This window comes from Zhenpiania hominis, from assembly GCF_014333425.1.
GTDB lineage: Bacteria > Bacillota > Clostridia > Peptostreptococcales > Anaerovoracaceae > Hominibacterium > Hominibacterium hominis.
Genome location: NZ_JACRYT010000011.1, coordinates 21204 through 40752 on the forward strand (window position 1 = coordinate 21204; position 19549 = coordinate 40752).

Annotated in this window: 24 protein-coding genes; 21 read left to right on the plus strand and 3 right to left on the minus strand. The window is 47.8% G+C overall.

Annotated features, from left to right (window positions below; all coding sequences use genetic code 11):
• The first annotated feature begins 5 nt into the window (after nt 1-5).
• From H9L42_RS10440 to bioA, 15 genes are all read left to right on the plus strand, one after another.
• Nucleotides 6-650 (plus strand): adenylate kinase, encoded by a 645-nt coding sequence (locus H9L42_RS10440; RefSeq protein WP_187303352.1) that lies wholly within the window; start codon nt 6-8, stop codon nt 648-650.
• Nucleotides 651-652: 2 nt separating this feature from the next.
• Entirely contained in the window at nt 653-1399 is a 747-nt protein-coding gene (gene map, locus H9L42_RS10445) for a type I methionyl aminopeptidase (RefSeq protein ID WP_187303353.1), read from the plus strand.
• A gap of 17 nt (nt 1400-1416) precedes the next feature.
• Nucleotides 1417-1638, plus strand: coding sequence for a translation initiation factor IF-1 (infA, locus tag H9L42_RS10450; RefSeq protein ID WP_187303354.1), 222 nt, complete (start codon nt 1417-1419; stop codon nt 1636-1638).
• 25 nt (nt 1639-1663) lie between these two features.
• A complete protein-coding gene (gene rpmJ / locus H9L42_RS10455; RefSeq protein WP_160220258.1) occupies nt 1664-1777 on the plus strand; it encodes a 50S ribosomal protein L36 in 114 nt (37 codons plus the stop codon).
• 294 nt (nt 1778-2071) lie between these two features.
• A complete protein-coding gene (gene rpsM, locus H9L42_RS10460; RefSeq protein WP_187303355.1) occupies nt 2072-2440 on the plus strand; it encodes a 30S ribosomal protein S13 in 369 nt (122 codons plus the stop codon).
• A 12-nt stretch (nt 2441-2452) separates the two neighbouring features.
• On the plus strand, nt 2453-2851 hold the full coding sequence (rpsK, locus tag H9L42_RS10465; RefSeq protein WP_187303356.1) for a 30S ribosomal protein S11: 399 nt from the start codon (nt 2453-2455) through the stop codon (nt 2849-2851).
• Between the two features lie 18 nt (nt 2852-2869).
• On the plus strand, nt 2870-3457 hold the full coding sequence (rpsD, locus tag H9L42_RS10470) for a 30S ribosomal protein S4 (RefSeq protein ID WP_187303357.1): 588 nt from the start codon (nt 2870-2872) through the stop codon (nt 3455-3457).
• Between the two features lie 59 nt (nt 3458-3516).
• The gene (locus H9L42_RS10475; protein WP_187303358.1) at nt 3517-4464 is read left to right on the plus strand and encodes a DNA-directed RNA polymerase subunit alpha; all 948 of its coding nucleotides are present in this window, start codon (nt 3517-3519) and stop codon (nt 4462-4464) included.
• Nucleotides 4465-4550: 86 nt separating this feature from the next.
• The gene (gene rplQ, locus H9L42_RS10480) at nt 4551-4892 is read left to right on the plus strand and encodes a 50S ribosomal protein L17 (RefSeq protein WP_187303359.1); all 342 of its coding nucleotides are present in this window, start codon (nt 4551-4553) and stop codon (nt 4890-4892) included.
• Between the two features lie 64 nt (nt 4893-4956).
• A complete protein-coding gene (locus H9L42_RS10485; protein ID WP_187303360.1) occupies nt 4957-5277 on the plus strand; it encodes an MGMT family protein in 321 nt (106 codons plus the stop codon).
• A gap of 61 nt (nt 5278-5338) precedes the next feature.
• The gene (locus H9L42_RS10490; protein WP_187303361.1) at nt 5339-5779 is read left to right on the plus strand and encodes a hypothetical protein; all 441 of its coding nucleotides are present in this window, start codon (nt 5339-5341) and stop codon (nt 5777-5779) included.
• 146 nt (nt 5780-5925) lie between these two features.
• Complete coding sequence (locus H9L42_RS10495; RefSeq protein ID WP_187303362.1) at nt 5926-6516, plus strand: biotin transporter BioY; 591 nt, start codon at nt 5926-5928, stop codon at nt 6514-6516.
• Complete coding sequence (gene bioB, locus H9L42_RS10500) at nt 6513-7481, plus strand: biotin synthase BioB (protein WP_187303363.1); 969 nt, start codon at nt 6513-6515, stop codon at nt 7479-7481. Before H9L42_RS10495 ends, bioB begins: the two co-directional genes overlap by 4 nt.
• On the plus strand, nt 7478-8152 hold the full coding sequence (gene bioD, locus H9L42_RS10505; protein WP_187303364.1) for a dethiobiotin synthase: 675 nt from the start codon (nt 7478-7480) through the stop codon (nt 8150-8152). Before bioB ends, bioD begins: the two co-directional genes overlap by 4 nt.
• A gap of 10 nt (nt 8153-8162) precedes the next feature.
• Nucleotides 8163-9515 carry an adenosylmethionine--8-amino-7-oxononanoate transaminase gene (bioA, locus tag H9L42_RS10510; protein ID WP_187303365.1) on the plus strand — a complete coding sequence of 451 codons (1353 nt, stop codon included), beginning with the start codon at nt 8163-8165 and terminating at the stop codon, nt 9513-9515.
• 313 nt (nt 9516-9828) lie between these two features.
• On the opposite strand, the gene H9L42_RS10515 is transcribed toward bioA, so the two are convergent.
• Nucleotides 9829-13089 carry a hypothetical protein gene (locus H9L42_RS10515; RefSeq protein WP_187303366.1) on the minus strand — a complete coding sequence of 1087 codons (3261 nt, stop codon included), beginning with the start codon at nt 13087-13089 and terminating at the stop codon, nt 9829-9831.
• 203 nt (nt 13090-13292) lie between these two features.
• Here H9L42_RS10515 and H9L42_RS10520 point away from each other — a divergent pair, with 203 nt between their 5' ends.
• Nucleotides 13293-13652, plus strand: a complete 360-nt coding sequence (locus H9L42_RS10520; protein WP_187303367.1) for a zinc-binding metallopeptidase family protein — start codon at nt 13293-13295, stop codon at nt 13650-13652.
• A gap of 94 nt (nt 13653-13746) precedes the next feature.
• On the opposite strand, the gene H9L42_RS10525 is transcribed toward H9L42_RS10520, so the two are convergent.
• Both H9L42_RS10525 and H9L42_RS10530 read right to left on the minus strand, forming a co-directional pair.
• Nucleotides 13747-15102: an aspartate aminotransferase family protein gene (locus H9L42_RS10525; RefSeq protein WP_187303368.1), complete on the minus strand. Its 1356-nt coding sequence runs from the start codon at nt 15100-15102 to the stop codon at nt 13747-13749.
• Between the two features lie 55 nt (nt 15103-15157).
• Nucleotides 15158-15949: a PDDEXK family nuclease gene (locus H9L42_RS10530; protein WP_187303369.1), complete on the minus strand. Its 792-nt coding sequence runs from the start codon at nt 15947-15949 to the stop codon at nt 15158-15160.
• A 484-nt stretch (nt 15950-16433) separates the two neighbouring features.
• Here H9L42_RS10530 and H9L42_RS10535 point away from each other — a divergent pair, with 484 nt between their 5' ends.
• From H9L42_RS10535 to H9L42_RS10555, 5 genes are read left to right on the plus strand one after another with little or no spacing between them, the layout of a single operon-like run.
• On the plus strand, nt 16434-16961 hold the full coding sequence (locus H9L42_RS10535; protein WP_187303370.1) for an FmdE family protein: 528 nt from the start codon (nt 16434-16436) through the stop codon (nt 16959-16961).
• A gap of 6 nt (nt 16962-16967) precedes the next feature.
• Nucleotides 16968-17465 carry a PH domain-containing protein gene (locus H9L42_RS10540; protein ID WP_187303371.1) on the plus strand — a complete coding sequence of 166 codons (498 nt, stop codon included), beginning with the start codon at nt 16968-16970 and terminating at the stop codon, nt 17463-17465.
• Nucleotides 17462-18757: a PH domain-containing protein gene (locus H9L42_RS10545; RefSeq protein ID WP_187303372.1), complete on the plus strand. Its 1296-nt coding sequence runs from the start codon at nt 17462-17464 to the stop codon at nt 18755-18757. Before H9L42_RS10540 ends, H9L42_RS10545 begins: the two co-directional genes overlap by 4 nt.
• A gap of 11 nt (nt 18758-18768) precedes the next feature.
• Entirely contained in the window at nt 18769-18930 is a 162-nt protein-coding gene (locus H9L42_RS10550) for a hypothetical protein (protein WP_187303373.1), read from the plus strand.
• A 26-nt stretch (nt 18931-18956) separates the two neighbouring features.
• Nucleotides 18957-19382: a DUF3842 family protein gene (locus H9L42_RS10555; RefSeq protein WP_187303374.1), complete on the plus strand. Its 426-nt coding sequence runs from the start codon at nt 18957-18959 to the stop codon at nt 19380-19382.
• Nucleotides 19383-19549: the final 167 nt, after the last annotated feature.

Consider the following 19549-nt stretch of genomic DNA (forward strand, 5'->3'; position numbering starts at 1 on the left):
AGGAAATGAATCTGATTTTGTTAGGCCCTCCGGGTGCGGGAAAAGGCACCCAGGCAGTAAAAATTGTTGAAAAATACAATATTCCGCATATTTCCACCGGTGATATCTTCAGAGAGAATATCAAAAAAGGAACAGAACTGGGGAAAAAGGCAAAGGAATACATGGATAAGGGCGAGCTGGTTCCCGATGATCTGGTATGCGAAATCGCGACTTCCAGACTGCTTGAGGATGACTGTAAAGACGGCTTTCTGCTGGATGGTTTTCCGAGAACGGTTTATCAGGCGGAAAAGCTGGATGAATTCCTGAAAAAACATGGCAAAAAGATCGATAAGGTCCTGGACATTGCCGTGGAAAAAGAAGAACTGATGACGAGACTGATCGGCAGAAGGGTCTGCAAGGCATGCGGAGCGACTTATCATATTGAAAATATGCCTCCCAAAAAAGAGGGCGTATGTGATAAGTGCGGCGAAGAGCTGATGCAGAGAGCCGACGATACGGCGGAAACCGTAGAGAACAGAATTGAAGTATATAATTCGCAGACAATGCCGCTGGTTGAATATTATGAGAAAGCCGGTAACATCGCGCATATTGACGGCGCCATCGGACTGGAAAATGTGTTCAACAGCATTGTAAGTGTTCTGGGTGAGTAAATATGATCATCATCAAATCCGATCAGGAAATTGACATAATGCGCACAGCGGGGAAGGTGACGGCAAAGATACTGGAAGAGCTGAAGGACTTCATAAAACCGGGGGTATCCACCATGGATATCGACCGGTTTGTGGAAGAGATCATCCGGAAAAATGATATGGTTCCATCCTTTAAGGGACTGTACGACTTTCCCGCCAGCGCCTGCGTATCCGTTAACGAGGAAGTGGTTCACGGAATTCCTTCCGCAAAGAGAAAGCTGCGGGAAGGCGATATTGTCAGCGTAGACACTGGTGCCACATATAAAGGTTACGTCAGCGACGCGGCGAGAACCTACGCGGTGGGAAGGATCGATCCGGAGGCGCAGCGTCTGATTGACGCAGCAAAGGACAGCTTTTTTGAAGGACTGAAGTTCTGCAGGGTCGGATACCGGCTTTCTGACATTTCCCACGCCATTCAGGAAAAAGTGGAAAGTGAAGGCTTTGGTGTCATTCGGGACTTTGTCGGACACGGCGTCGGAAGAAAGATGCATGAGGACCCCCAGATCCCCAATTTCGGGGCTCCGGGCAGAGGACCGCGCCTTGCCAGGGGCATGGTATTTGCCATCGAGCCGATGATTACGCAGGGCAGTTATGAAGTGGAAACCCTTCTTGATAACTGGACCGTTGTTACTCTGGACGGAAAGCTGGCGGCTCATTATGAAAATTCGGTTGTAATTACGGATGGTGAGCCGGAATTGCTTACATTGTAAAAAAGAGAGGTGTTATTATGGCGAAAAAAGACGTCATTGAAGCAGAAGGAACGGTTATCGACGCACAGCCGAACGCGATGTTCGTTGTGAAGTTGGAAACCGGACACGAAGTGCTTGCACACGTTTCAGGAAAAATAAGAATGAACTTTATCCGGATTCTGCCGGGCGATAAGGTAAAGGTGGAGTTATCCCCCTATGATCTGACAAGAGGCAGGATTACATGGAGAGGAAAGGCATAGACAATTAGGTTAGGAGGATTGCGAAATGAAAGTTAGAGCTTCCGTAAAACCGATCTGCGAAAAGTGCAAAGTGATTAAACGCAAAGGGAGAGTCATGGTTATCTGTGAAAACCCGAAGCACAAGCAGAGACAAGGCTAGCGGAAAGGTTTTGCTCCGGCAAGGTCCTCGCCCGGTGGGCTGCGGAGTTTGCCTTCGCAAGAACATTTCCGCTAGACAAGTGTAGTGGAAAGAGGGACGGAGCGTTTCGTTAGTGACGGATTTTAAGTTGGTGAAGGCTCGCCGGCCGGGCGGCTGCGTTTTTTGGGCTGGCGGTTTTCAATAGATAGTAGTTATTTTTATTTGCATGACGCAAAAGAACATCCCGTTTATATTACGCCCCATGTCGTGAGATATGAAAGGCTGCGTGACGGAAGATGGGAACAGGAGGGAAATATGGCTCGTATAGCCGGTGTCGATTTACCAAGAGAGAAGAGAGTTGAAATTGGCCTGACATACATTTACGGTATTGGCAGACCGACGGCAAACGCGATTTTGGAAAAGGCAGGGATCAATCCAGACACAAGAGTCAAGGATTTGTCCGAAGAAGAAGCTGGTAAGATCCGTAAGATCATTGACCAGGAATATGTAGTAGAAGGTGACCTGAGAAGAGACGTTTCTCTGAATATCAAGCGCCTGATGGAAATCGGATGCTACAGAGGAATCAGACATAGAAGAGGTCTTCCGGTAAGAGGACAGAAGACAAAAACAAACGCCAGAACTCGCAAAGGTCCGAAGAAGACCGTAGGAAGAAAGAAGAAGTAAGGAGGTAGAACAATGGCTAAAGCGGTGAAGAAAACAGCTAGAAAAAAGAGAAGAGAGCGCAAGCACGTTGAAAAAGGCCAGGCGCATATCCAGTCTACCTTCAACAATACGCTTGTAACGCTTACAGACTTAAGCGGAAACGCGTTATCATGGTCCAGCGCAGGCGCGCTGGGATTCAAGGGGTCGAGAAAATCCACTCCGTTCGCTGCTCAGATGGCGGCTGAAGAAGCAGCTAAAGGCGCTATGGAGCATGGCCTGAAGACGGTTGAAGTCTATGTAAAGGGACCGGGATCCGGAAGAGAAGCCGCGATCCGGGCGCTCCAGAGTGCAGGACTCGAAATTACGATGATTAAAGATATCACACCTATTCCGCATAATGGGTGCAGACCGCCGAAGAGAAGAAGAGTTTGATGAAGGGAGGAAAAAATTATGGCAGTAAATAGAGACCCTATTCTGAAGAGATGCAGATCCCTTCAGATCGACCCAAGCCACATGGGCATTTTCAAGGAGTCTAAGAGAACTCCGCAGAGAAACACGAGAAAAATGAGCGATTACGGACTCCAGCTTCGTGAGAAGCAGAGAGCGAAATTCATATACGGCGTTCTGGAAAAACAGTTCCGGAACACATTCAAGAAAGCCGCCAAGAAAAAAGGAATCACAGGTGAAAACCTGCTGATTATGCTGGAAGAACGGCTGGATAATGTTGTTTACCGTATGGGACTTTCCACAACGAGAAGAGAAGCAAGACAGCTGGTTGTACACAATCACTTTCTCGTAAACGGGAAAAAAGTAAACATTCCGTCCTATCAGGTAAAACCGGGAGATGTAATCAAAGTAAGAGAAAAGAGCATGAAGTCTCCGAAGTTCAAGGAAATCAAGGAAATGACTGTGGGTACTCCTGGATGGCTCAGCGTTGACAGAGATAAGCTGGAAGGGACAGTACTGGCTGATCCGACCAGAGATCAAATTGATACTCCTATTGAAGAACATCTGATCGTTGAGTTGTATTCCAAGTAATTAGTTGATTAATAAAGACGTTTGTTAGTTGACTATTTGGGGAAAAAGGAGGGTTTTGAGTGATAGAAATCGAAAAACCAACAATTGAATGTGTATTTTCAAACGAAGATCCCAATTATGGGAAATTCGTGATTGAGCCTTTGGAAAGAGGCTACGGCACGACGCTGGGTAACAGCCTGAGAAGAATTCTTTTAAGTTCTCTTCCGGGCGTTGCGGTTACATCAGTGAAAATCGATGGAATACTTCACGAGTTTTCAACCATTCCAGGAGTCAAAGAAGACGTTACAGAGATTATCTTAAATCTGAAAAAGTTAGCGGTTAAGCTGAACGGAGAAAATACGAAAAAAGTCCTGATTAACGCAATCGGACCTAAGGAAGTGACAGCGGCGGATATTATCGGGGATTCCGATCTGGAAATCTGTAACCCGGATCTGCATATCGCCACTCTGGAGGAGAATGCTACTCTGGTTATGGAAATGAACCTGGCAAAAGGCAGGGGCTACGTTTCCGCGGACCAGAATAAAACGGAAAGCACGCCGATCGCGGTGATCCCGACGGATTCGATTTACACACCAGTCAGAAAGGTTAACTTTATTGTTGAAAATACCAGAGTTGGGCAGGTAACTGACTATGACAAGCTGATTTTGGAAATCTGGACCGACGGTTCGATCACACCGAGCGAAGGGGTATCCATCGGCGCTAAGATTATGCAGGAGCATCTGAATCTGTTCATTGAGCTGACGGATAGCACGGATACGATGGAGATCATGGTAGAGAAAGAAGAAGATCAGAAAGAGAAAGCGCTGGAAATGACCATTGAAGAACTGGAACTTTCTGTTCGTTCCTTCAACTGTCTCAAACGTGCCGCCATCAATACAGTGGAAGAACTGACCCACCGTTCAGAAGAAGACATGATGAAAGTCAGAAACCTTGGTAAAAAATCTTTGGACGAAGTAAAACACAAACTAGAAGAATTGGGCCTCGGACTGCGGCAAAGTGACGAATAGCCAAATCCGATGGCAGGCCGGTCTTTATACGCCTTTGGCGCATAAAGCGGCCATCTACAGAATATAAAACAAAGGAGGATTTAGCGATGCCGGGATATAGAAAACTAGGCAGACCTACTGCTCACAGAAAGGCAATGCTGAGAAATCTGGTTACGGATCTTCTGAGAGAAGGCCGGATTTCCACAACTGAGCACAGAGCAAAGGAAGCCAGACGTCAGGCTGAAAAGATGATTACTCTCGCTAAACGCGGAGATCTCCATGCAAGAAGACAGGTGCTCGCGTACGTATATGACGAAGATGTGGTTACAAAGCTGTTTGATGAAATCGCGCCGAACTATGCGGACAGAAACGGCGGATACACGCGGATTTTAAAACTGGGACCAAGACGCGGAGACTGCGCTGAGGTTGTATTTTTAGAATTAGTATAGCAAATTTATATGAAAAGCGGATATTGCGGAAAAGCGGTATCCGTTTTTTTCTAAGGAGTACAGTTTGGTTCAGAATTGGAAGGAAAACACCTTTGAAAAAGTATACGAAATCGTCGCGAGGATTCCCCGCGGCAGAGTAACGACCTACGGGCAGATTGCCCGTATGATCGAAAATCCCAGGCTTTCACGGGCAGTGGGATATGCTCTGAATAAAAGCCCGCAGGGACTTCCCTGCCACAGAGTCGTCAACCGGGAAGGCAGGCTCGCGGCAGTTTTTGAGCACGACGGTATCCATGAGCAGAGGATTCTTTTAGAAGAAGAAGGCGTCGAATTCACATCGGACGGGCGAGTTGTAATGAAAGAATATATGTGGTTTGGCGAATGAATGCCCTGCGGATAAAAAGCAGGCGACCGGTTCATACTAACAACAAAGGAGTGTGAACAGGATGAATGAAACAAATCAGAACGCGGAGCTTTTAAATTTTATTTATCAGAACTCCCAGATGGGGGTCGATACCATCACTCAGCTGCTGGATATTTCCACAGATGAAAATTTTAAAAAACATTTACACGCCCAGCTGAAGGAATACCGGAGCATCCACGATAAAGCGGCGCAGATGCTGGAAACCAACGGATTTAATGAGGAAGGGCTGTCTGCCTTTGAAAAGATACGGACCTACCTGATGGTGAACTTCCAGACACTGAATGACGATTCCACGTCTCATATCGCGGAAATGCTGATGGTGGGAAGCAATATGGGAGTGATTGACGCGATTAAAAACATCCACAAATATCAGGGAAAAGCCGAACCGGATATTCTGGAGCTGATGGAACATCTGAAAAATTTTGAAGAAAGCAACGTAGAACGGTTCAAACCGTATCTGTAATAGAAAAAGCAGGATCTGTCCCGCGATAGCTGCGTCTCAGGTCCTGCTTTTTATTATCATAATTGTCAACTATAATAAAAATAATAGTTGACAATTAGGTTGGGTTCATATAGTATAATAAGGAATTCGCCTTACGGGAGGGAGCAATGATAAAATCTATTTCTATCCAGAACAGGATCCTATGTGGGATGTTCGCCGCGCTGATCGCGGTTGGCGCGTTTATCCGAATTCCGGTTCCGGTGGTACCCTTTACACTCCAGTTTTTCTTTACAACCTTGGCGGGCATGCTACTCGGTCCGCGTCTTGGCATGGCCAGTGTACTGGTTTACCTCGCGCTGGGACTTGCGGGGCTTCCGATTTTCGCCCAGGGCGGTGGTCCGGGTTATGTGCTGGTTCCCAGCTTTGGGTATCTGATCGGGTTCGCGGCGGGAGCATTTCTCACAGGAAAGCTGGCAGAAAGGAGCGGACCATCCTTTTTACGGCTTCTGAGAGCCGGACTTGCCGGCCTGGCGGTTGTTTACAGTATCGGAATGCTCTATTACTATCTGATCTGCGAATTTGTTCTGGGAACACCCATTGCTTTCTGGCCGCTGGTTTTATACTGCTTTTTGCTGGCAGTGCCCGGCGATCTGGTTCTCTGCATTCTATGTGCGATCCTGGGAAAACGGATGCTTGTGGCACTGAGACGGAACAGTCCGCCACCGGGCAGGTATCTGGAAAGGAGAAAAAACACATGACAAAAAGGCTATGGGAAGCGGTCGAAACGCTGCGCAATGGACGGCTCCTGTCCGCGGAAGAACTGAATCTCCTGGCAGAGGAACCCCTTTTGCAGCTGCGACAGGCAGCGGATTCCCTCAGGGAAATTTTCTGCGGAAATGCCTTTGATCTCTGCGCGATTATCAACGGAAAAAGCGGGAGCTGCAGCGAGGATTGCAAATACTGTGCCCAGTCTGCCTGTTATAGAGCGGAGATCCGCGAATACCCGCTGCTGCCAGAAGAAAAAATTATGCAGGAAGCGGCGTATCACGCGGATAAAGGGGTGATGCGCTTTTCCGTTGTAACATCCGGCAAGCGTCTTTCCGAAACCGAACTGAAAATTCTGTGCAAAACCTACCGCCGAATCGCCACGAAAGGCAATCTTTCCTTATGCGCGTCCCTCGGACTTTTGAGCGAAGCGCAGTTTCGCAGACTACGGGAGGCTGGAGTAAGCCGTTGCCACAATAATCTGGAAACGTCGGAATCCTTTTTTCCAAAAATCTGCACTACCCATCGTTTTAAAGATAAGGTCCGCTCAATTCAGGCAGCGCAGAGAGCGGGGCTGGAAGTCTGCAGTGGAGGTATCATCGGTATGGGAGAAACGATGAAAGACCGCATCGATTTGGCACTGGCTCTACGAAATCTGGGGATCCGCTCCGTACCGCTCAATCTTCTCAACCCGATTCCGGGAACCCCGTTGGAACACCAGAAACCGCTGCTTCCGGAGGAAGTGGATCGGACGGTCGCGATTTTTCGTTTTGCTCTTCCGGACGCGGCGATTCGCCTGGCGGGAGGACGGGGATTGCTGCCGGACCGGGGCGAAAGCGCGTTCCGATCCGGCGCCAACGCGGCAATTACAGGAGATATGCTGACCACTGGGGGAATTGGCATTGAGGCGGATCAGGCGATGATAAAAAAACTTGGATTCAAGGTGGTGAAAAAATGACCAAGAGACTCTTTATAACCGCGACCGGTACGGATGTGGGAAAAACCTATATTACGGCGCTGCTTGTGAAAAAAATGCGCCAGGCAGGTCGGAACGCGGGATATTACAAGGCGGCATTAAGCGGCGCGGAGCGAAAGGGCGGGCGGCTGATTCCGGGAGATGCCGCGTATGTGAAACGTGTGGCAGGATTGGAACCCGCGGCGGAAGAAATGGTTTCCTACATATATGAAGCCGCTGTTTCTCCGCATCTGGCTTCTGAGCTGGAGGGAAATCCAGTGGAACTTTCCATTGTAACAGAGGATTTCCACCGAATTTGCGAAAGCTTTGACTATATTACGGTCGAAGGAAGCGGCGGAATTCTGTGCCCTGTTCGGAGAAACAGGCTGATGATGGAGGATATCATAAAGGCACTGGACTGTCCGGTGCTGATCATCGCGCCGGCAGGGCTGGGGACCATTAATGATACGATTCTGACCATCGAGTACGCGCGGAGCAGGAAGATTGAAGTAACAGGGGTGATCCTCAACTGGTTTCACAAAGGAGACGTTATGGAAGAGGATAATCTGCGGTTTATAGAAGAATATACAGGAGTTCCGGTCATCGCCTGCGCGGAAGAAAACGCGCGGGATTTGGACATAGAGCCGGAAAGGCTGGCTGCCTTATACCGATGAGGAGGAAAAAATGAAAGATTATATCTGGCATCCATGTACACAGATGAAGGATCACGAAACCTTTCCGCCGATTGTGGCAGAACGGGCGAAAGGCATTTATATTTATGATGAGGCGGGGAAGGCGTATATGGATGTAATCAGCTCCTGGTGGTGCAACCTCTTAGGACATGGGAATCCCCGCATCAACAGGGCAGTGGAAAGACAGCTGGAAAAAATGGAGCATGTCATTTTCGCGGGCTTTACCCACAGGCCCGCGGAAGAGCTGTGTGAAAGACTGGCCGCGGTGCTCCCTGCGGGGCTTGAAAAATTCTATTTTGTGGATAACGGCTCCAGCGCGGTGGAGGTGGCCATGAAAATGAGCTTCCAGTATCACCACCAGAAGGGAAAGCCGGAAAAGCAGAAATTTATGGCTCTGGCTGGAGGCTATCACGGAGAGACCCTGGGTGCTCTGGCAGCGGGAGGTATGGATCAATATTCGCAGATGTTTCGCCCGCTTTTGGCAGAGGCCGTTCATGTAAAGGGGCCTGACTGCTATCGGTGTCCATATGGAAATCAGAGGGAAACCTGCCAGGCAGAATGTATTGAGAAGGCTGAAAAGGCATTCGCGGAGCATGGCAGGCAGGCAACCGCCTTTCTTTTAGAGCCTGTCCTGCAGGGAGCGGCGGGGATGCGGATTTATTCTCCAATTTATCTGAAAAAAATACGAAAGCTATGCGATAGGTACGAGGTAAATCTGATTGCTGATGAAATCGCGGCGGGTTTTGGACGTACAGGAAAAATGTTTGCCTGTGAGCACGCGGGGATTACTCCGGATTTTATGTGCCTTTCCAAAGGTCTGACGGGAGGTTATCTCCCCATGGCCATTACCGTTACAACAAAGCGGATCTATGACGCCTTTTACGCGGATTACAGTGACGGAAAAGCCTTCCTCCACAGCACCACCTACGGCGGACATCCCATGGCCTGCGCGGCGGGAGTGGAAGTTCTTAAGCTATTTGAGGAAGAGCAGATTCTGGAGCGGATGGAAAGCGATTATCTGAACCGCGCCCTGCGGCAGGCTCTGGAAGGACATCCCAACATAGGGGAAATCCGCAGCATTGGTCTGATCAACGCCATTGAACTGGTGGAAGAAGGGGAAACCGGAAGGCCCTTCGCGCCGGAACAGCGTATCGGATGGAAGATCGCGAGGGAAGCGATAAGCCGCGGCCTGCTCCTGCGCCCCATCGGCAATATTCCGTATTTCAATCCGCCCCTGACTATGACCCGGGAGGAAATCGACCGAGCTGTGGAAATCTGCAAGCTCAGCATCGAAACTGTACAGCACAAGGAAAAAACTGGAAATTACAAAAGAAAAAATCAATGAAAATTTTTTCACATGATTGACAAGCTTGGGAAAGGGTGGTATAGTTAGTTTGTGATTGTTAATAGAAGGATAATTAGGAATTATCTTCTATTTATAAAGTTTGATGAAGCGGTATATTGCTCCGAAGATCTTGTTTTCTCCGATATTCTCGGAGAGGGGACAATCTATACTGGTGAATAAAAACGACTGTGCTTCAACCGGAAAAGTTCTCGGCTTTTCCGGTTGAAGCTTTTCCTATCGCGAAAACAGAGAGGGAACACATAACGTGCTCCCTCTCTGCTTCGTATTTCTTCAGGTGTATAGTGGTGTTTGCTTAACGAACTCTTACCTTCTTAGCAGTGCTGTACTTGCCGTAGTAAGTCTTTCCATCAATCTTCTTGTAAGCTCTTACCTTAATGGTGTAACGCTTTCCACTCTTCAGATTCTTGATGGTCCGCTTTACAGCCGCTGTCTTCACAGTCTTTGCCTTGCTTCCAGCTGTCTTGTAGTAGATCTGGTATCTGGCTCCATTCTGCTTCTTGTAACGAACTGTAACGCGTTTCTTTCCTTTAGTTACCTTAACATTTGCCACCTTCCGAGGTTTTACGATAAAGGTCTTTGTGATTGTACCAGTATAATTACCCTGTCCGGTGATTGTAAGGGTTGCTTTTCCTACGTTCTTGTTGTTCGCGTATTTTACGCTGTAGTTTGACGCGCTCAGAGTTCTTCCTGCCATCGTAACTCTCAGATCGGTCTGAGTTCTGGCTTTTCCAGTATAGAAGCGGTTTGCGACTCCACTTACGCTTGCGTTCTGGATATTTGCTCTGTTGATGGTAAAGGTCTTGCTTGCGGTTCCGGTATAGTTATTTTTACCAGTGATCGTTACCGTCGCGGTTCCGGCGTTGGTGTTGTTGCTGTAAGCCACATCATAGTTGGCTGCCGCTACGGTATTGTCGCCGATTTTTACGGTTACCGCAGGTCTCAGGGCAGAACCGGTGTAAGTCTGGTTGTCCACGTCAATAGTCGCTCCATTGATGCTGGCTGCTGTGATTTCGAAGGTCGCAGTTGCAACTCCGGTGTAAGCGCTTCCGTTGGTCGGGAAGATTGTAACCTTCGCGGTGCCTACGTTTACGTTGTTTTCGCAGATGTAAGTATACTGTTCTGCATCAATCGCAGTCCCTGTGGCATCTTTTACTACAATAGCCGGAACAATCGTACTGCCGGTGTAAGTCTGAGACGCAATGGCATCTACGCTAGCATTTGCTAGGTTCCCAACTTTTTCCTGGAAGGCGGAGAGTGCTTCTTTCAGTGCTTCATAGGTAGCTGGCACATAATTCGTAATGTCGCTGGTAGATGCCTCTACATATCCCTCATCAATCAATGCTACTAATTCTGCTATTTTTCCTGCATTTTCAGCACTCAGTTCCTGTGTGGTATCCACATCTTTCACTGCATCATACAGGTCATTAGCATAAGTTTTTACCAACCCATCAAATGCAGTTTCATAGTTTGCCAGTGCCTGATAATTACCTACTTCTTTTTTCTGGGCTCCTGTCAGATTTCCATAATTTGTTTTAATCTGCTTAATTGTTGCATTTATGCTGTCGATATCTGCCTTTGAAGTGAACGCTTCCGGCAACTCGGTCAGTGCATTGATTGCGCTGACAACCGCTTCCGCAGCCGTTTGATTTTCTGCTTTTGTTACAGCTTCATATGCCGCTTCCAGATTCTCAATTTGAGCCGGAGTCACGAGGAAAACACTTCCAACCTGCGCTTTCACTCCTGTAGGAAGGGCATTATAAGCGGCGTAAGTATCTTTTACTTTCTGTACCATTGCTGTATCGGAAGTATCAATATCAGCAGCATTCGGAATTGATGTAATATCCGGTACAAGTGAAGTCAGTGAATTATAAGCATCTACATTTGCCTGAGCGATCTGCAACATCGCGTAAGCGTCTTTTGCATCCGAAATTTCTTTCTGTGCTTCTGTCAATTTGAGATATTCTGAATTAGCGGCAGCAACTAAGTTAATATATTTATCATCAACTTCATTTGCAGCAGCAATATCATCTTTATCACTACCACTTGGAACAGATACACCAATGGCATCAACGGCATCTGTAAAGACTTTAACTGCAGCATTGTCAGCTGCCTCGGCTGCTGTCTTTGCTTCCCCTAATGCGTTTTCCGCCGCTTGCAACGTAGTGAGTGCTGTTGCCAATTCATTTTTAATAGCAACACTCGTATCAATCTTAATCACTGCATCGTATGCAGTCCTTGCAGCTTCTATTGCTTCCTTATCGTTTACTGTAATTGCATCTGCATCTGGAAGTGCTTCAATCATTTCTTTGACTGGCGCGGTTACTTCTTTAATAGCATCATCATCCGCAGTTGCGAGCTGTGTGAGTGTGGCCACACTATCAGTCAGTTTTCCTCGCAGTTCATTGCTGATATTGCCTCGGAATCCGTTTGCGAGGTTCGCAATGGTGCCAATAGCACCATCACTTAACGCCTCAAATGCCGAATTTACCTCCATTATTTCCAGTGCGTTTGCAAGAGTTGCTTCCGGAAGATTCTGAATCAGTTCTCTTACTGCTTTTTCTTTTTCTACACCAGCATAATAGTTGGTAATATTTGTTTCTGCTGTTGCCAATCTACCTTTGTTTGTTAAGGCAGAGTCTTCCTGCTGTCCTGGAAGAAGTTTATCGTATTCCGCTTTTGCATCATTGTAGGCTTTTTCATAGGCGCCTATCGTGGCTGAAGTCAGTGTAGAAGGAGATTCCTCGATCTCGGCAAGTGCGGCATTAGCTTTACTAACTTCATCCTTCAGTTTCGCCACTTCCTCCTGACAATCTTTAAGCCACTGATAGTTTCCTACTCTTGGCTGGAGTCCCGCATCAAGGTCATTATAGGCGTTCGCTGCAGTGGTTAAATCAATGGTGGAATAATTCTGATCGGTCACTGGTTCAATCCCATCGATGGATTCAACAACAGATACAATCTTATCTAAATCAGTTTTTACAGCCGCAGCTGCAGTAGCAGCTTCATTTACTTGCGTAAGAATTTCAAGGCTTAAACCTGCCGCACCCCCGGTTACGGCAGTAGTGTTAGCTACAGTGTATACGATATCCGTATTTGTGCCTGCCAGGAAATCATTATATACCGCTTCAAAAGCCGTAACCGATTCAAGATTATTCGTACTAATCACTTCATCGTCAACTTTTTCCTGTGCAGCCTTTACTTCCGCAAGACGCAGTTCCCACAGCTTCGTCACTTTCGATTTAAAATCGTTTATTGCGTTCTCCCCAATCTCAGTTACATCATCATCAGTAAGCGCATCATAATCTTCACATGCTGCAGTTACAAGCGCATCGATAGTCGCTGTCCATTCGGTCATATTCGTCATATCAGGGATTGCATTTAACGCCTTCGTGAAAGCATTTTGCTGAGTTTCAGCATATGTCGTAGCTGCCTGCTGTGTCTGCTTGACCTCAGCTTTCGGCGGTGCATCTGCTGTTGTCGCAAAGGCAGTCGCCGGTACCATCGTTGCTACCATGGCCGCTGAGGTCAGGGCAGCAATCAATTTCTTTTTCATGTTTTTTACTCCTCCTGTCATGTAAAATTATACTGGTTTTTCTTAGAAGGACTTCCCTATCCCATAATGCAGGATAATTCCTAATTATCCTGCATTGCGGCGGGGCGAAAGAACGGGAAAAAATTCGGAGTGATGCAGGAAAATAACAGCAGGTATCTCTGCATGTTGATAATGAAGTTACCGCAAAGGCGGGAAGCGAATCTATGATTAGAATGATAGAAGGAACAGGAAATACAGGACAGCAGATTCTTTTGGCTGGACATTATGACAAGTATTTCTATGGCTTCCAGGATGATTCTCTGGCAGTTGCCATTGTGTCTGGTGTAGCCAAAGTCATGAAAGACTCAGGGTATCCAATTATGAAGGGATGGACAAAGATCTATAATACAACGCATTCGATTGCAAATCCATGTGGAGATAATTACCATGGCAAAGCGGACAGCAAATACACAGAGGCTATTGCAGCCTACAATGCAGAGGTCGAGCGTCTGAATCCGATACTAAAGCAGCAGATTGAGAGAGAAACAGCAGCCTTGGAAATAATGACTGAAATGATGAAATAAGGAAAAATATGAGCCAGGGGAGACGGTGAATATCCGTCTCCCTTCTGGTACGGCGGGAGGTGACAGTGCGGGTATATTTCTGCCAGAACCCTGCTTATGTCAGAGCTTTAATCCCACATTCTACAATATCCAGGGCGTGGGAAAGCTCCGCTTCTGAAATAATCAGGGGCGGAGCCAGAGTCAGCACATTGCCCTGAGAGATTTTAAAACTCAGCCCCTGCTCCAGACAGCGATAGAGAATCTTTTCCGCTTCATCGACAGCCTTTTCTCTGGTTTCGCGATCCCGAACCAGTTCAATTCCCAGCAGCGCTCCGATCAGGCGCACGTCTCCCACCGCGGGAAGGGAAGCTTTCATTTCTTTTGCGCGCCTTTCCATGAGAGCGTTCAGGTCCGCTACATGCTCCAGGAGATGTTCCTGCTCAATATACTCAAGGAGCGCCAGCCCGACGGCGCAGCCCAACGGGCTTTTTTCATGGGTGTAGTGACCGAGGGAGATATCCTGGCACACATCGAGGCTTTCTTTGGCGATTACCGCGGAAATCGGATAAAGGCTGCCGCCCAGTCCTTTGCCGGTAACGAGGATATCCGGCTCAATATCATAGTTTTCGAAGGCGAACATGGTCCCGGTCCGTCCGAAAGACGTCGGGATCTCGTCGAAGATCAGCAGAATACCGTAATCGTCGCAGATTCCGCGAATCCTCCGGTAGTATTCCTGGGGAGGAATCTGTACATCCGTACAGCGGATCGGTTCCATAATAATCGCTCCGATATCGCCTTCACAGCGGCAGACATATTCCAGATAATCCACGCATTTCAGCCCGCAGTCCGTACAGTCGCCGAAAATGCAGCGATAGGAATTATAGGGAAACACATGGCAGCAGCCGGGAAGAAGCGGGCCGATTCCACTGCGAAAGTGGGCTTCCCCTCCGATGGAAATGGTGTCCAGATTCGCTCCATGGAAAGAATCCCAGAGGGATATGGTTTTATGTTTCCCGGTGGCCTTTCTGGCCAGCTTCAGAGCAATGCTGTTGGAAGCCGCGCCGCTGGGAGTGAAGAGTACCTTCCAGCCCTTTCCTCCGGGCATCAGGCCGCACAGCTTTTTCGCCAGAGCCGTAGCAGTACGGTTGGAGTAACGGCGAGGCGAAAAGGAAAGCTGGGAAAGCTGATCCTGCAGGGCGCGGACAAGGGCAGGGTGATGATACCCCAGTTGATGTACGCTGTTGCCGTGAAAGTCCATAATCTTTCTGCCGTCCTCATCGATCAGATAAATTCCCTCCGCTCCCGCAATCGGGTCCAGACATGGCGTGGAAAGGGCCTGATGAAGAAAATAACGGCTGTCCTCTTCCAGCAGCTCCTTTGCGCGGGGGCTCAGAAAGGTTTGCTGCCATCTGGCGCGTTCCTCTGTCAGATTAATGTCGCCTTCTGTTTTGTTAAAAATGGTTGTTTCCATGGAAAAGACCTCCTTTTACGGATAGTTTATCATAGAAATCGTTCAATGAATACCATTATAAAAGGAGGGTTGTGATTTCCGCTTCAATTCTTGCGATATTCAGATTCCCGAAATCATCATCATACGTAACAATCAGGTTTTTCCAGGGAACAATACCCGCGCGTTCATACATGGAAAGCTTCCATTTATGATGTTTCATGTAGGAGGAATCGTTTACAAGGCCGCAATGCTCCCAGAACATCAGCCCATCGGGCCTCCAGATTGTAAAGTCCGGACTGAAACGGCGGTTTTCGATATAGAGTACCTGTTCATAACGGTAGGGAATGCCATGGGCATCCAGATGCTCCGCGATAATGGCCTCCGATTTTGAGCGGACGCGCAGTCCGCGGGAAGTAACATGCGACTTTTGCTCCGGTCGGCTCGGATCCTTTTCGTACTCCGCTGTCGCCCATTGATTTTTTTTGCGCTGTTCCGGAAGAAAAAATTCCGGGGGAAGGGCCTGCAGGGAATGGGGAAGCTGGCGGAGGATGGCGTCCGGAGTCGGCTCCTGATGTACATGTAAAAGCGCTTCTAAAGCGGGGATATTCGTTTCCAGAATCGCAAGGGAACGCTGCAGATATTTTTTCCTTGCCAGGGATCGGAGCAGCGGCGGATTGTTGGTAATGCCCCGGCGAATGCGCTTTTCCCCAGGGGAGGCGGGAATCAGCTGTACATAGTTCACGCGGCCCTGACTGCTGCGAATCGTTAACTGTCCTTCAGGGAGCGTTTCCAGTTCTTTTCTTTGCTCTTTTTCCATCTGGCGATAGCGTCTTAACAATTCATGTAAAAATTCATTCGCATTGTACATTCGAGGAACCTCCTTTTATGATTTTCATTTATTATACAATATTTACAAAAAAATACAACTAAAAAATTACAAATGAAGACGCTTTCTTTTCCGTCTGTATAAAATTTCCGTGGGAAGCGAATGCTTCTTTGAGAAATTCAGTAAAATTGTGTACAGATATTTTGGCGTGTACAGTTTGTACACATCGAAGGCGCCCGGGAGCAGGGTCCGGAAGCTGTCAGACAAATACTTATTCGATTTTATGATTAAACATTTGTGTTTCGACGCTATTTGACAAAATAAGACAACGATTTCCGTGGAAGTACCCAATCGCTCGCCTATGGACTGTGTACAATCTGACTTAATGCGGAAACTTGCACACATTTTGATAAAACCGGAAAATCAATGACAAACAAGGAGAAAGAAAGTATAATAAGTTTATATCGGGTCTGCGGCGGCGTCTGTCAGAACGGGAGCCGGGCGCGGCGAGAAAAGAGGGAGAAATATGAGGAATACATTATGGAAAAAAGCGGTTTCCTTTCACGGCCACGAATGCGGAGGAATCGCCCTGGGAGTCCGGGCGTGTATGGAAGCCATCGACCGTCTGGGAATCACCTTTTCCGAGGATGAGGATCTGGTCTGTGTAACGGAAAACGACGCCTGCGGAGTGGACGCGGTGCAGGCGATTTTGGGCTGCACTCTGGGGAAAGGGAATCTGATTTATTATGGAACGGGAAAGATGGCCTTTAACTTTTACAATCGGACAACAGGTGAGAACTTTCGCCTGATCGCCAGGCCGAAAAAGCCAGGAGGCAGAAAAGGAAAAGACTATATTGACTTTGTCCTCAGCGGACCCCTGGAGGAGATCTTCGATGTGACAGAAACCCGGTACGAGCTTCCGGAAAAGGCCCGCAGTCTGGAGACGATTATCTGCGAAGTCTGCGGAGAAGGGGCGCCGGAAACAAAGATTCGGATTCAGGATGGAAAAAAGGTCTGCCTGGAATGTTTTCACGATTACAGCAGGGGATGGTAGGCAGGAATGGAATATAAAAAACTGGATAAAAAGGCGATTACAAGCTGGCGGATCGGAAGACTGATCTCTCTGGCAGTAATGCTGCTGATTTTTACGGGAATCGCGGCAGGCCTTTCCTTCTGGCATGAAGCGGAGCCCTACCGCTGGATCGCGTATTTCATTTTGGGAATGTTAACCGTGTACAAACTCGTCGGGCTTTTTCTATACCCACAGATCGAGTACCGCCAGTGGGGATATTACATCACGGAAGATAAAGTGGATATTCGACATGGACTGTTTTTTATTACGAACACCATTATCCCGATTATCCGCATCCAGCATATCACAGTGAGCCAGGGACCGATAAACCGGAAGCTGGGGCTTTATGATGTGGAGCTGTCTCTGGCAAGCGGAAGCTTTGAGATTGAATGTCTTTCCAAGAAAACGGCAGATGAAATTTCGGAAAATCTGAAGGCAAAGCTGTATACACGGCTCAGCAGGAGAGAAATGGAGGAGCCGCGATGAAGTTTGGTCCAAGACGCGGACATGTGATGGCGATTTTTGAACGTTTTTTCCGTGATTTCGGTCTGCTGCTCGCGGCGCTTGTCCTATGTCTGTTTTTGGGAGATTTTCAGCTTTTGCTGGAAAATGGAAATCTTGTGGTATTGGTTCTGATCGCGCCGGTTTTGCGCCTGATCCAGTATTTGACTACCAGATACAGTATTGACGGGGAACGGTTGATCATAGAGTCCGGACTGTTTCAGAAGAAAAGACGGGAACTTCCTCTGGCCAACATTACAACTGTTGATTTCACCCAGTCTCTGATTTTTCAAATGGCAGGTGTTTACGCCGTCCATGTGGATACAAACAGCAGCATCGGCAGCGGAGATTCCGGCCAGGTGAAAATGGTACTGAACGGAAAGGACGCGGTTTTTGTAAAAAAGCTGCTGCTGGCGCGACAACAGGATCTTAGAGAGGAGCGCATCTCTGAGGAAATCAGCGGCAATACGGTTATGGCTTCCCCAGGAGAACTGGTTCTGATGGGTCTCTCACGCTCCCAGATTTTGATCGCGGTTCAGATGATCGCTTATGGGAGCGCGGCTGTCGGCATTTTAGACAAGATTTTTACCAGGGCGCATATTGACGGAGACCAGGTGCTGCAGGCAAGTCTGATGAAATTGTCTGTACCGCTGCTGGTTTTCATTCTGCTCGCGGCGCTGTACCTGATCAGTGTCATAGTCAGTGTTCTCCTGACTATGGTGAAATATTACGGATTTCGGGTTACGGACAGAGAAGAATCTCTCTTTATTGAATACGGACTGCTTACCCGCAGAACCTATACATTAATGAAAGAAAAAATCAGCGGTATTTCCTATAACCAGCCTTTTGTTATGAGGCTGTTCCGGCGGGGAACTGTGGAAGTATTCGCGGCGGGATACGGAGGATCGGATGAAAATGACGAAAAGGAAATCGCGCTCCTTTATCCGATTCTCAGGAGGGAAAAACTTCCGGATTTTCTAGAGCGCTTTCTGCCGGAATTTCAGGACACGCAGAAGCCGGTGAAGACGCGGCCCGGAGCTTTTCCGTGGTTTTTTCTGTGCCCGAGGTTTTTCTTTGCCGCAGTATTCTTTTTTGCCATGTGGCTTGTTCCGATGCCATATCCGGCAGTGACAGCAGGTCTGAAAGGGCTGGGAACTTTGATTTTACTGGCAGCAGCGGGCTCAGTAGTCCTTGAATTTAAAAATACCGCCCTTGCTGCCGGGGAAAAAGTTTTCTTCTTATTGGAGGCGGCTATACGAAAAAGAAGGTCCTGCTAAAGACGGACAAGGTGGAAACGATCGAAGAAACGGCGTCACTGAGAAAGCGGAGAAAAAGGAGACTCACCGATATCGGTGTCGGTATTCTGGCTCCAAAGGAAGTTGCGAATCATAAAGTGCGAAATCTGGGACTGGAAGTATTTGAAAACGCCAGGGAAAAGCTGGTTTATTAAAGTTTAAATGTTGAGAGGAGAAAATCATGATCATTGCAGTAGTAGACGGACAAGGGGGAGGCATTGGAAAATCCATCGTAGAGCGGCTGCGAACAGAATTCCCCAAGGGGAACGTGCGGATTATCGCCCTGGGAACCAACGCGGTGGCAACCGGTCAGATGCTAAAAGGCGGCGCGGATGACGGGGCCACCGGAGAGAACGCGATCGTGCATAATATGAAGCAGGTAGATATTGTAACAGGCGTTATCGGAATTTTAAACGCCAATGCTATGATGGGAGAACTGACGCCTGCAATGGCATCAGCCATCGGCGCAAGCTCTGCGGAAAAAGTGCTGCTTCCGATAAACCGATGCGGCATTCATGTGGTCAGCGTGGAAGAAGCCTCTCTTGGCAGGCACATTGACAATGCTGTTTCGGTAATAAAAAAAGTCATTGCGGAGCACAGAGGCTGATCTGGTTGGAATACCCGAATTTTGAGGATTGGGAAATTATGGAGACTATTTTTTTGAAAATCCGTAGCTTCATAGGATTGACAAGCTTGGAAAAGGGTGGTATATTTAATCTGTGATTGTAAATAGAAGGATAATTGTAAATTATCTTACATTGCTTCATATTTGTG

Coding starts and splice junctions, on each gene's coding strand:
- rpsD (WP_187303357.1), top strand. CDS start 2,870: ATGGCAGTAAATAGAGACCCTATTCTGAAGAGATGCAGATCCCTTCAG.
- H9L42_RS10520 (WP_187303367.1), top strand. CDS start 13,293: ATGATTAGAATGATAGAAGGAACAGGAAATACAGGACAGCAGATTCTT.
- rpsM (WP_187303355.1), top strand. CDS start 2,072: ATGGCTCGTATAGCCGGTGTCGATTTACCAAGAGAGAAGAGAGTTGAA.
- H9L42_RS10540 (WP_187303371.1), top strand. CDS start 16,968: ATGGAATATAAAAAACTGGATAAAAAGGCGATTACAAGCTGGCGGATC.
- rplQ (WP_187303359.1), top strand. CDS start 4,551: ATGCCGGGATATAGAAAACTAGGCAGACCTACTGCTCACAGAAAGGCA.
- H9L42_RS10555 (WP_187303374.1), top strand. CDS start 18,957: ATGATCATTGCAGTAGTAGACGGACAAGGGGGAGGCATTGGAAAATCC.
- H9L42_RS10490 (WP_187303361.1), top strand. CDS start 5,339: ATGAATGAAACAAATCAGAACGCGGAGCTTTTAAATTTTATTTATCAG.
- bioB (WP_187303363.1), top strand. CDS start 6,513: ATGACAAAAAGGCTATGGGAAGCGGTCGAAACGCTGCGCAATGGACGG.
- H9L42_RS10535 (WP_187303370.1), top strand. CDS start 16,434: ATGAGGAATACATTATGGAAAAAAGCGGTTTCCTTTCACGGCCACGAA.
- H9L42_RS10545 (WP_187303372.1), top strand. CDS start 17,462: ATGAAGTTTGGTCCAAGACGCGGACATGTGATGGCGATTTTTGAACGT.
- bioA (WP_187303365.1), top strand. CDS start 8,163: ATGAAAGATTATATCTGGCATCCATGTACACAGATGAAGGATCACGAA.
- H9L42_RS10440 (WP_187303352.1), top strand. CDS start 6: ATGAATCTGATTTTGTTAGGCCCTCCGGGTGCGGGAAAAGGCACCCAG.
- rpsK (WP_187303356.1), top strand. CDS start 2,453: ATGGCTAAAGCGGTGAAGAAAACAGCTAGAAAAAAGAGAAGAGAGCGC.
- H9L42_RS10515 (WP_187303366.1), bottom strand. CDS start 13,089: ATGAAAAAGAAATTGATTGCTGCCCTGACCTCAGCGGCCATGGTAGCA.
- H9L42_RS10495 (WP_187303362.1), top strand. CDS start 5,926: ATGATAAAATCTATTTCTATCCAGAACAGGATCCTATGTGGGATGTTC.
- rpmJ (WP_160220258.1), top strand. CDS start 1,664: ATGAAAGTTAGAGCTTCCGTAAAACCGATCTGCGAAAAGTGCAAAGTG.
- map (WP_187303353.1), top strand. CDS start 653: ATGATCATCATCAAATCCGATCAGGAAATTGACATAATGCGCACAGCG.
- H9L42_RS10525 (WP_187303368.1), bottom strand. CDS start 15,102: ATGGAAACAACCATTTTTAACAAAACAGAAGGCGACATTAATCTGACA.
- H9L42_RS10530 (WP_187303369.1), bottom strand. CDS start 15,949: ATGTACAATGCGAATGAATTTTTACATGAATTGTTAAGACGCTATCGC.
- bioD (WP_187303364.1), top strand. CDS start 7,478: ATGACCAAGAGACTCTTTATAACCGCGACCGGTACGGATGTGGGAAAA.
- infA (WP_187303354.1), top strand. CDS start 1,417: ATGGCGAAAAAAGACGTCATTGAAGCAGAAGGAACGGTTATCGACGCA.